Below are 11,257 nucleotides of genomic sequence, written 5' to 3' on the forward strand. Positions count from 1 at the left end.
CCACCCCCGCCTGCCCCACCCCTCCCCCGCCGACCTCGCGGCGCTGCGCGCCGGCAACCCCGCCTACCTGCAGCAGACGGCGAGCGCGGCGCGCAGCAACCCGAACGCCCTCTTCGCGATCACGCTGGCGGCCTTCGTCCAGCCCGGCAGCGTCGATCTCGCCCCGCTGCACGCGCGCCTGGTGGCGAGCCGCTTCAGCGACCGCGGCGCCGGCCAGGTGGAGCCGCTCGCGCTCGCCTACGACTGGCTGCACGACCAATGGAGCGCACAGGAACGCGACAGCCTGCGCGAACGCCTCGCCGAGGGTTGCGACTTCCTGATCGAAGTGATCCGCAAGGAGCAGCTCTCGCCCTACAACGCCTTCCTCTACAACACCCCGCTGCAAGGCCTGATGGCGTGCAGCATCGCGCTCCACGGCGACCACCCGCGTGGCGAGGCCTACATGCGCTTCACCCACGAGCTGTGGAAGAAGCGTGTGCTGCCGGTCTGGCGCCAGGTCTTCGGGCGCCACGGCGGCTGGCACGAAGGCGGCGAGTACGTGGCGGTCGGCATCGGCCAGGCCATCCATACCCTGCCCGCGATGTGGCGCACCGCCACCGGCGAGGACCTGTTCGCCAGCGAAGCGGGGATCCGCGGCTTCCTCGACTTCCTCGTCTACCGCACCCGCCCCGATCGCACCCACATGCGCTGGGGCGACGGCGCCTGGTTCGACCGCCATCCGCGCGACGCCGCGGCGCTCGCCCTCGAGTACCGCCACGCCGCCGCCTACACGCTGGCACCGCCCAACGCCGCGCGCGCGCGCGACGGCCGTCGGGTCGGCCCGGTGCCCACCGGGTGGCCATGGGGACCGCTGTCGGACGACGGCCTGATCGACCCCGCCGCGCAGACTCGCCTGCCGCTCGCGCGCCTGTTCGACGGCATCGGCCTGCTCGTGGCGCGCAGCGACTGGTCGGAGGACGCCACCTGGCTCAGTTTCAAGGCCGGCGACAACTTCTGGTCGCACAGCCACCTCGACCAGGGCGCGTTCACGATCTTCAAGGGGGGTCCGCTGGCGATCGACAGCGGCTGGTACGGTCCCGCCTACGGCGCGGACCACCACATGAACTACACCTACCAGAGCATCGCCCACAACCTGGTCACCGTGACCGACCCCGCCGACAACCAGCCCGGCCCCGGCTTCGACGCAGCCAACCCGCGCCACTACCCCAACGACGGCGGCCAGCGTCGCATCGGCTCGGGCTGGGGCGTGGATGCGGCGCCACTCGACGTCACCCAGTGGCAGGCGCGCCGCGAGGCCTACCACGCCGGCCGCATCGCGGCCGATCTGGACGAGGACGACCTGGTCGTCGCGGTGGCCGACGTCAGCGCCGCCTACACCAACCGCAACTCCGGGCGTGGCAGCTTCGCCGACCGTACCCGCCGCGTCGAGCGCATGTGGCGCGTGTTCGGTTACGACCGGGTCAACGATGCGGTGGTGGTGTTCGACGACGTCGTCGCCAGCCGTGCCGGCTTCACCAAGCGCTGGCTGCTGCATGCGGTGGAGCCGCCGCTCGTGCTCGGCGATCGCTTCGAACTGTTCATCCCGGGCGACACCCGCCCGGGGCGGCGAGGCGGCAGCCTGCACGGCCACGTCCTCCTGCCGCGCGATGCGGTACTCGAAACCGTCGGCGGCCCCGGCTTCGAGTTCTTCGTGGACGGGCGCAACCACGACCAGGGCGGAACGATCCAGGCGGCGATCGCGCAGCTCGGCCACGGCCGTGCCGAGCCGGGCGCCTGGCGCATCGAGCTGCGCCCGCGAGCCGCCGCCGCCGAAGACCGCTTCCTCGTCGTGATGCTGCCCACGCTCGCCGGCGAGCCCCCCCTGGCCCACGTCCGCCTGCTCGAGGCCGACGGCCGCGTGGGCGCGGAGATCGCCGGACCGCGGCGTACCACGCGTTGGTGGTTCGAGCCGGGACACCTGGGCGCCCGGATCGAGGTGGTCGAGGACGGGCGGACACATACCCGCGCGATCGTGCCCGACGCCCCACCGCCGAAAAACATCACGGATTGAAGGATTCGCCGACCTGGCCGACAATGCGCCACGCACCGCAGCGGGCCGCACCGCGCCCGCCACCCGACGCAAACCCGCTTGCAGCCGTCCAGGCGACGGTCGCGGCCCGCACCCTGGACGCCCCCGCATGAGCACACCGCCCACTCCCGACGCCGAAGAGATCCGCCACGCCCTGCGCCAGGTGATGGATCCCGAGGTCGGCATGAACATCGTCGACCTCGGGCTGATCTACCGCATCGACTGCGCACCCGGCGAGCTCTACATCGAGATGACGATGACCACGCCGGCCTGCCCGCTCTCCGACATGATCCTCGACAACATCGACGCGGTGCTCGACCCCCTGTTGCCACCCGAGGTGGACATCCGCGTCGAGCTGGTGTGGGATCCGCCCTGGTCCCCGGCGATGATGGAAGAGGGCGCACGCGCGCACTTCGGCTGGAACGGATGAGCACCCTGCCCCCGCTCGCCCGTGTCCCCCTGCTGGTGCTCGGGCTGCTGTCGCTGCTCACCGGCGTTTTCGCCGGCCTCGCCCGCCTGGGCGTGGAGGTGCCGGCGCTTGCCGCCGTGCATGCGGGCAATCACGCGGCGCTGATGATCTGCGCCTTCTTCGGCACCGTGATCAGCCTCGAGCGCGCGGTCGCGCTCGGCGGCCTGTGGCCCTACGCCGGGCCGGCCGCCGCCGGGACGGGTGGCGTGCTGCTGCTCGCGGGTGGTCCGCTGGTCGCCGCGCAGCTCCTTTTCCTGCTTGCCGCGGCGACCCTGTTCGGTGGCGGCGTGGTGGTGGTGCGCCGGCAGCTGGCGCTATTCACCGTGATGCTCGCGGTGGGCGCGGCATGCTGGCTGCTGGGCAGCCTGGTGTGGTGGAACACCGGCAACGTGCACGCGGCGGTGCCGCTGTGGCTCGCCTTCCTGGTGCTGACGATCGCGGGCGAACGCCTCGAGCTCACCCGCTTCCTGCCCGCACGCCCGGCCGCGGCGCCGAGCTTTGTCGCGGTCAGCGCGCTGATCCTCGCCGGCGCCGTGCTCGCGGCATGGGAAGAAGACCTCGGCCACGGCCTCTTCGCCGCCGGCGTGCTCGCGATGGCGGCCTGGCTGCTGACGTTCGACATCGCCCGCCACAACGCCCGCCAGCAGGGGCTGACCCGCTTCATCGCGGTCTGCCTGCTGTCGGGCTATGTCTGGCTGGCCTTCGGTGCGCTCGCCGCGCTCGGCGGCGGGCTCGCGCCCGCGCATCCACTGCACGACATCACCATGCACGCGATCGCGCTCGGCTTCGTGTTCTCGATGGTGTTCGGTCACGCCGCGATCATCTTCCCGGCGGTGCTGAAGGTGAAGATCCCCTACCACCCGGCCTTCTACATGCCGCTCGCGCTGCTGCACGCCTCGCTCGCGCTGCGCGTGGCGGGCAGCCTGCTCGAGCTTCCCGCGTTGCGCAGTTGGGGCGGGATCGCGAATGCGCTGACCCTCGCGGTCTTCATCGCCACCATGGTCGTCAGCGTGATCCGCGGCGGACGCCCGCCGGCACGCCGGCGCCGGAACCCCGTCCCGGGCACACCGGTCCGATCCGCTGTCAAACCTTCCGGGAACCCCGCACCATGAACCGCACCCTCCGCTCCCCCCTCTTCCGCAAGCTCGGTCGCTGCCTGTCCGCGCTCGCCTGCGGCGCCGCGCTTGGCCTCGCCGCGCCCGCCCTCGCCAGCCCCGACGAAGTCGTGATGTACAAGGATCCCAACTGCGGCTGCTGCGGCAAATGGGCCGAGCACATGCGCAGTGCCGGCTTCGCCGTGAAGGAGGTCGCCAGCCCGCGCATGGATCTCGTCAAGCAGGAAGCCGGCGTGCCCGAGGCCCTGGGCTCCTGCCACACCGCGAAGGTCGGCGGCTATGTGGTCGAGGGCCACGTGCCGGCGGCCGACGTGCGCCGCATGCTGGCGGAGAAGCCGGCGATCCGCGGCCTCTCCGCACCCGGCATGCCACTCGGCTCGCCCGGCATGGAAGGTCCCTACCCGGCCGAACGCTACGACGTGGTGAGCTTCGACGCGCAGGGGCGGAGCGCAGTGTTCTCGAAGCACTAGGCAGGCGGCCGCGCCGCGCGCCGCTCTTCGCGACGCACGAAGGCGAGCTTGGCCTCGCGGGCGCGCAGCTGCCCGCAGCCGCCGTCCACGTCCTGCCCGGCGGACTGCCTCAGCTTGGTGAGGATGCCGGCGCGGTGCAGGCGGCGGGCGATCTCCGCCGCACTCTCCGCCGCCGGACGACGGTAGTCGAGGCCGTCGACGCGGTTGAACGGGATCATGTTCATCACCGCGTACTTGCCGGCGAGCAGGCGCACGATGCCCTCGAGCTCGTCCTCGCCGTCATTCACGCCCTCGATCAGCGTCCATTGGTACTGGATCGGATAGCCGCTCGCGCGCGCCCAGGCCTCGCCGAGCTCGACCAGCTCGGCCGGGTCGATGCGCGGGGCGCGCGGCAGCAGCGCGGCGCGCAGCGCGGCGCGCGTGCTGTGCAGCGAGAGCGCCAGCGCCGGCTTGACCCGCATCTGCGGCAGACGCTCGAAGACGCGGAGGTCGCCCACGGTCGACAGCACCAGGTTCTTGTGCGGCAGCGCGCCCTCGGTGCCGAGCAGCTCGATCGCCTCGATCACCGCATCGAGGTTGTGCGCGGGCTCGCCCATGCCCATGAACACCACCTTGTGCACCCGGCGCAGGCGGCGCGCGAGTGCGACCTGGGCGACGATTTCGCCGCTGTCGAGCTGGCGCAGCAGGCCGTCCTTGCCGGTCATGCAGAACACGCAGCCCACCGCGCAGCCGACCTGGGTGGACACGCACAGGCCGTCGCGCGGCAGCAGCACGCTCTCCACCGCCTGAGCGTCGGCGAGCTCGACCAGCAGGCGGGTGCCATCCTCGCCGGGGTGCTCGGAGCGCACGCGGGCCAGCGCTCCGAGCTCCGCTTCGAGCTCGGGCAGCGCGGCCTGCAAGGCCTTGGGCAGGCGGTTGGATTCGGTGCGCGGACCGGCGTCGAGGGCGTGTCCCTGCAGCCAGGCGCGCAGCAGGCGGGCCTCGTGGCTGGGGCGGGCGCCGAGCGCGCGCAGGCGCAGGCGGAGCTGTTCGATTTCCATGGCGCGCGATGCTAGCACCCGAAAAGGGCGAGAGCATCCGCGATCGACACCGGTCCGGCTGCCCGCCTGCCATGCCCGGCCCTATAATCGCCCGCATCCGACACGAGGAATGCCGCATGACCGCACTACGCTTCGAAGGCGCCCAGGACTACGTCGCCACCCCCGACCTGATGCTCGCGGTCAACGCCGCGATCCGCCTGCAGCGCCCGCTGCTGATCAAGGGCGAGCCCGGCACCGGCAAGACCATGCTCGCCGAGCAGGTCGCCGCCGCGCTCGGACTGCCGCTGCTGCAGTGGCACATCAAGTCGACCACCAAGGCGCAGCAGGGCCTCTACGAGTACGACGCGGTCTCCCGCCTGCGCGACTCGCAGCTCGGCGACGACCGCGTCAAGGACATCGCCAACTACATCGTCAAGGGCGTGCTGTGGCAGGCCTTCGAGGCCGAGCAGCCGACCGTGGTGCTGATCGACGAGATCGACAAGGCCGACATCGAATTCCCCAACGACCTGCTGCGCGAGCTCGACCGCATGGAGTTCCATGTCTACGAGACCCGCCAGACCATCCAGGCGCGCCATCGCCCACTCGTCTTCATCACCTCGAACAACGAGAAGGAGCTGCCCGACGCCTTCCTGCGGCGCTGCTTCTTCCACTACATCCGCTTCCCCGACCGCGACACGATGCAGCGCATCGTCGATGTCCACTTCCCGGGGCTGAAGAAGGCGCTGCTGACCGAGGCGATGGAGGTCTTCTTCGGCCTGCGCGACATCCCCGGCCTCAAGAAGAAGCCGTCCACCTCCGAGCTGATCGACTGGCTCAAGCTGCTGGTGGCCGAGGACATCCCGCCCGAGGCGCTGCGCAGCGCCGACGGCAAGGCGGCGATCCCGCCGCTGCACGGCGCCCTGCTCAAGAACGAGCAGGACGTGCACCTCTTCGAGCGCCTGGTCTTCATGGCCCGCCACAACCGCTGATCCGGCGCACGCATCCATGCTCCGCGCCCTGCTCGGCCGGCTCTTCGGCCGCAAGCGCCCCGCCCCCTCCGTCGCAGCGGGCGAGGCGGAGGGTTTCCGCCGCCTCCAGCGCGCGGCGCCGCTGCGCGCCGAGGGGGCCCCCGCGAGCCCCGTCGAGGCCGGCGCCACCTTCCTGTGCCGCGAAGCGGTGCTCGGGCGCAACCAGCGCATCACCGGCTACCAGTTCATGCTGCAGGCGGGCACGCGCGCGCACATCCGCCACAGCAGCCGCAACATCCACCACGTCTTCGCCGAAGTGCTGGTGCGCAGCCTGGTCGACGCGGACATCGGCGAGCTGCTCGGCGAACGCCTGGCCTTCATCGACCTGCCCGATTCCTTCCTGTCCCACCCCAGCCTCGCCGCCCTCCCGGCGCGCAACATGGTGATCGTGCCGACCGTGCTCCCCGATGCCGGCGCTCCCGAGCCCGCCGCGCTGCGCGCCGCCGTGACCGCGCTGCGCGCGCGCGGCATGCGCATCGGCCTGATCGATCCGACCGTGGTCGGCGAGCTCGCCCACCTGCTGCCGCAGGCCGAGTTCATCGTCGCCCAGGCCGAGGGCCTCGACGCCCGCCGCGGCCTCAAGCTCGGCAACATCGCCCTCGAGGTGGCGCACGACGCGCGCCTGGTGGTGCGCGGCCTGCCCTCGCTCGACGACTTCCGCTTCTGCTGCAAGCTCGGCGCCAGCCTCTTCCAGGGCCCCTTCATCACCAGCCGCGAGGACTGGAGCGCGCGCGACCCCGGCCCCAACACCGCACGCATCGGCGCCCTGATCGCCCGCCTGCGCGCAGATGCCGACACCCGCGAGCTCGCCGACCTGCTCAAGCAGGACGCCGCGTTGTCGCTGCGCCTGCTGCGCTACATCAACTCCGCGGCGAACGCGCTGCCGCAGCCGGTGTCCTCGATCGAACATGCGCTCGCGCTGCTCGGCCGCGAGCGCCTGCAGCGCTGGCTGATCCTGCTCGCGTGCACCGCGGACAAGGCGGGAGAACGCGGCGGCGCGGTGCTGGAGACCGCGCTGGTACGCGGGCGCATGATGGAGCTGCTGGGTGCCGGCCGCCCTGCGGCCGAGTCCGACGCGCTCTTCCTGGTCGGCCTGCTGTCGCTGATCGACGTGATCCTGCAGGTGCCGCTCGACAAGGCGCTCGCCCCGCTCGCGCTGGGAGCGGAGGTCGAAGCCTCGGTACGTGGCGACCATGGCCCCTACCAGGCCCTGCTCGCGCTCACGGTGGCGTGCGAGCGTGGAGAGGCCGGAGAGGGTGCGGCGGGCGACGCGCTCCGCGCCGCCGCCGCGGCCTGCGGCATCGCCCCCGAGCAGGCCTCCGAATGCCACCTGCAGGCCCTGTCCTGGGCGATGCAGATCCAGGACTGACCGCGCACGAAGGGAAGACCCCATGCTCATCGATTTCTTCCTGCACCTCAAGGCACGCAAGCTGCCGGTGTCCACACGCGAGTTCCTCACCGTGCTCGAGGGCTTGCGCGACCACGTCTGCGGGCCCTCGCTCGACGACTTCTACTACTACGCGCGGCTGTGCCTGGTGAAGGACGAGTCGCTCTACGACCGCTTCGACCAGGCCTTCGGCGAATACTTCAAGGGCGTCACCGCCCTGCCCGGCCTGGAGGCCGACCTGCCCGAGGACTGGCTGCGCGCGATGGTGAAGAAGCACCTCTCGCCCGAGGAGCGCGCCAAGCTCGAGAAGCTCGGCTGGGACAAGCTGATGGAGGAGTTCCGCAAGCGCCTGCAGGAACAGAAGGGACGCCACCAGGGCGGCAGCAAGTGGATCGGCACCGGCGGCAGCTCGCCCTTCGGCAACAACGGCACCCACCCCGAGGGCATCCGCGTGGGTGGCGAGTCCGCCGGCAACCGCACGGCGGTCAAGGTGTGGGACAAGCGCGAGTTCCGCAACCTCGACGATTCGGTCGAGCTCGGCACGCGCAACATCAAGGTCGCGCTGCGTCGCCTGCGCCGCTTCGCCCGCCAGGGCGCGGCCGAGGAGCTCGACCTCGACGGCACCATCGCCGCCACCGCGCGCAACGCCGGCTGGCTCGACCTGATGATGCGCCCCGAACGCCACAACGCGGTCAAGGTGCTGCTCTTCCTCGACGTCGGCGGCTCGATGGACGACCACGTCAAGGTCTGCGAGGAGCTCTTCTCCGCCTGCCGGCTCGAGTTCAAGCACCTCGAGTACTTCTACTTCCACAACTGCGTGTACGAGGGCGTTTGGCGCGACAACCGCCGCCGCCACGCCGAGCGTACGCCGCTCCTCGACGTGATCCACAAGTACGGCTCGGACTACAAGCTCATCTTCGTCGGCGATGCCACCATGAGCCCCTACGAGATCCTGCATCCGCACGGCTCGGTCGAGCACATGAACGCCGAGGCCGGCGCCACCTGGCTGCGCCGCCTCCTCGACGCCTACCCGGCCGCGGCCTGGCTCAACCCCGAGCCGGAGCGCCTGTGGCCCTACCGCCAGTCGATCGGCATCCTCGGCCAGATCATGGGCGAGCGCATGTACCCGATGACCTTGGACGGCCTGGCGCGCGCGATGCAGGCCCTGTCCCGCCGCCACTGATCGAGGCATCGCACCCCCGCTCCAGCCGTCATGGAAGAGACCGAACTCCCCTGCCCGTTCTGCAACGCCCACAGCACCCGGCCAATCGCGCTCCCCGACGGGCTCTGGAGCGCGTGCTGCGCCGACTGCGGCGCACGCGGCCCGATCGCGCCCGACGCCCGCACGGCGCTGGCGCGCTGGGAACAGGCGACGCGCGACGGCGAGCTGCTGCGCACGGTGATCGACGAGTCGCCCGACATCATCCTGCTCAAGGACTGGGATGGCCGCTTCCTGCTCGGCAACGCCGCGCTCGCACGCCTGTACGACACCACGCCGGAGCAACTCGTCGGCAAGGACGACGGCGCCTTCAACCCGAACCGCGAGCAGGTGGATTTCTACCTGGAGAACGTGCGCGCCGTGATGCGCGGTGGTCGCACGCAGATCGTCGAGGAGAGCTCCACCAATGCCGAGACCGGCGAGGTGCATTACTTCCACTCGATCAAGAAGCCGCTGCGCGGTCCCGCGGGCGAGCCGCGCATCCTCGTGATCGCGCACGACATCACCGACCTTCGACGTGCATACCGCGTCATCGAGGAGCGCGAGCGCAGCTATGCCTATGCCATGGAGGCTGCCGGCGAAGGCATCTGGGACTGGGACATCGATGCCGGCACGGTCACCCACAACCGGCGCTGGTGCGAGCTGCTCGGTTACGCCGCCGACACCCTGGTGCACCCGATCGCCGCATTCGCGGACAGGCTGCACCCGGACGATCGCGACGAGGTGATGGGCCTGCTCGACCGGGCCCTCGCCGGCGTGGGCAGCTACGAGCACGAGCACCGCATGCGTCGCCCCGACGGCAGCGTGCTGTGGGTCCTCGACCGCGGGCGTGTCGTCGAGCGCGCACCCGACGGCCGCCCGCTGCGCATGGCGGGCACGGTCACCGACGTCAGCCCGAGAAAACACAACGAGTTCGTGCTCGCGCTCGCGACCGACGCGCTCGCGCACGCCAACGCCGAGCTCGAGCGCAAGGTGGCCGAACGGACCGCCGATCTCGCCCGCGCCAACGAAGAGCTCGCCCGCCTCGCCCGCCGCGACGCGCTCACCGGACTGCCCAACCGACTCGCCGTCGACGAACGCCTGCACGAGGAGTCGCGCCGGCAGCCGGGACCGTGCGGCACCGGCTGCGCTGTGCTGATGATCGACATCGACTCGTTCAAGCCGATCAACGACACCTACGGCCACGCCACCGGCGACGCGGTGCTGGCCCTCGTCGCCGGCCTGCTCGCCGCCACGGTGCGCGAGGCTGACTTCGTGTCGCGCTACGGCGGCGAGGAGTTCCTGGTACTGCTGCCCGATACCGCCCTCGAGGGCGCGCGCACCGTCGCCGAGAAGCTGCGCACCGTCGTCGCCGAGACGGCGCATCCCGTGGCCGGGAGGATCACCATCTCGATCGGCCTGGCGATGGCCGCACCCGGCACCGGCGAGCTGGCGACCGTGGTCGCGCAGGCCGACGCCGCGCTCTACGAGGCCAAGCGCAGCGGTCGCAACCGGCTGGTGATCGCGCCCCCGCCGACCGCCGTCTGAGCCCCGTACGGCCGCGCGGCGACAAAAAAATGGCGGCCTCGCGGGCCGCCGAATCTGCTGTCCGCACGGAGGCGGTCACTTCATCTGAAGTACGGTCGAGGCGGACCGCCCCGGGCGGACCGCCGTTCATTCGGTGAAGGGAAGCGGCTGCATGCCGAAGCCTTCGTCGAGATTCTTGATCTGGCGCAGCAGCTTCTCAAGCTCGCTCTGCAGGCTGGCGAGGCCCTCGTCGTCCATCAGCCGCAAGGCCTCGGGCAGCACACCCCGCGCCGGCGAAGGCGCCCTCGACAGCAGCGCGAGCCCGTCGTCGGTGAGGTGGAGGCGCACCACGCGCTGGTCGGCGCTCGTGCGCTCCTTGCGGATCAGCCCCGAGGTCTCGAGCCGGTCCACCATGTTCGAGGTGGTGGACTGGTGAAGCGCCATCCGGTTCGCGAGCTCGCCCACGCGCAGGCCGGGCGCCTCGCGCAGCTCCTGCAGCGCCCACAGCTGGGCGCCGGTGACGCCGCTCTGGCGCTCGATCCACTGGGAGTGGCGCTGCGCGGTGCGGATCAGGATCCGGAAACGCTGCAGGACCGACAGGGGGGTCGCCTGAGCCGCCGGCTTCTTCACTTTCTGTTGCGTTTCCGCCATTCGAGTCTCGCTGGAACTATATTTCCACAAACAATGATTGTCAAAAAAACATCACTCCGCTCACGCTTGCGTATGGTAGCGGTATCGTTCGTTCTTCGCATGTGCAGCATTGCAGAAAGGCCTCTGGAAATGCTGCTGTCGTCCACTCCGCCGGGAAGGAATCCCGCATGGCAGCACAGCCACCGATGAGCCCCGAGCGGAACCCCGCTGCTCCTGCACAAGCCGACGGCGCGCGCCCCGCTGCGCCGCCTCCCGAGCCGTCCGGATCAGCGGTCGCGCCCCGCACCGCCGCACGCGGGCGCCCATTCGCCCGCCTGCTGCGCGG

Annotated in this window: 10 protein-coding genes; 8 read left to right on the forward strand and 2 right to left on the reverse strand. The window is 71.1% G+C overall.

Annotated features, from left to right (window positions below; translation table 11 throughout):
• From C665_RS15385 to C665_RS15400, 4 genes are all read left to right on the forward strand, one after another.
• Positions 1 to 2,050 (forward strand): DUF4962 domain-containing protein (locus tag C665_RS15385; protein WP_004321482.1); only part of this gene is annotated, 2,050 nt, incomplete at its 5' end.
• A 127-nt stretch (positions 2,051 to 2,177) separates the two neighbouring features.
• On the forward strand, positions 2,178 to 2,498 hold the full coding sequence (locus C665_RS15390) for a metal-sulfur cluster assembly factor (protein ID WP_004321484.1): 321 nt from the start codon (positions 2,178 to 2,180) through the stop codon (positions 2,496 to 2,498).
• The gene (locus C665_RS15395; RefSeq protein ID WP_004321487.1) at positions 2,495 to 3,649 is read left to right on the forward strand and encodes a DUF8744 domain-containing protein; all 1,155 of its coding nucleotides are present in this window, start codon (positions 2,495 to 2,497) and stop codon (positions 3,647 to 3,649) included. Before C665_RS15390 ends, C665_RS15395 begins: the two co-directional genes overlap by 4 nt.
• Positions 3,646 to 4,122, forward strand: a complete 477-nt coding sequence (locus C665_RS15400; RefSeq protein WP_004321488.1) for a DUF411 domain-containing protein — start codon at positions 3,646 to 3,648, stop codon at positions 4,120 to 4,122. The genes C665_RS15395 and C665_RS15400 overlap by 4 nt, the downstream gene beginning before the upstream one ends.
• Here the strand turns inward: C665_RS15400 and C665_RS15405 are convergent.
• Complete coding sequence (locus C665_RS15405) at positions 4,119 to 5,162, reverse strand: RNA methyltransferase (protein ID WP_004321489.1); 1,044 nt, start codon at positions 5,160 to 5,162, stop codon at positions 4,119 to 4,121. The two genes, C665_RS15400 and C665_RS15405, sit on opposite strands and share 4 nt — an antisense overlap.
• A gap of 116 nt (positions 5,163 to 5,278) precedes the next feature.
• On the opposite strand from C665_RS15405, the gene C665_RS15410 reads away from it, so the two are divergent.
• Genes C665_RS15410 through C665_RS15425 form a run of 4 tightly spaced genes read left to right on the forward strand, consistent with a single transcriptional unit; the run spans position 5,279 to position 10,302 of the window.
• A complete protein-coding gene (locus C665_RS15410; protein WP_004321490.1) occupies positions 5,279 to 6,130 on the forward strand; it encodes an AAA family ATPase in 852 nt (283 codons plus the stop codon).
• Positions 6,131 to 6,146: 16 nt separating this feature from the next.
• Complete coding sequence (locus tag C665_RS15415; RefSeq protein WP_004321492.1) at positions 6,147 to 7,538, forward strand: EAL and HDOD domain-containing protein; 1,392 nt, start codon at positions 6,147 to 6,149, stop codon at positions 7,536 to 7,538.
• A gap of 22 nt (positions 7,539 to 7,560) precedes the next feature.
• Positions 7,561 to 8,739, forward strand: coding sequence for a vWA domain-containing protein (locus C665_RS15420; RefSeq protein WP_004321494.1), 1,179 nt, complete (start codon positions 7,561 to 7,563; stop codon positions 8,737 to 8,739).
• 30 nt (positions 8,740 to 8,769) lie between these two features.
• Positions 8,770 to 10,302, forward strand: a complete 1,533-nt coding sequence (locus tag C665_RS15425; RefSeq protein ID WP_004321496.1) for a diguanylate cyclase — start codon at positions 8,770 to 8,772, stop codon at positions 10,300 to 10,302.
• 126 nt (positions 10,303 to 10,428) lie between these two features.
• Here the strand turns inward: C665_RS15425 and C665_RS15430 are convergent, their stop codons facing one another.
• The gene (locus tag C665_RS15430) at positions 10,429 to 10,932 is read right to left on the reverse strand and encodes a MarR family winged helix-turn-helix transcriptional regulator (RefSeq protein WP_004321497.1); all 504 of its coding nucleotides are present in this window, start codon (positions 10,930 to 10,932) and stop codon (positions 10,429 to 10,431) included.
• Positions 10,933 to 11,257: the final 325 nt, after the last annotated feature.

This window comes from Thauera aminoaromatica S2 (genome assembly GCF_000310185.1).
In the GTDB taxonomy this organism is placed as follows: Bacteria; Pseudomonadota; Gammaproteobacteria; order Burkholderiales; family Rhodocyclaceae; genus Thauera; species Thauera aminoaromatica.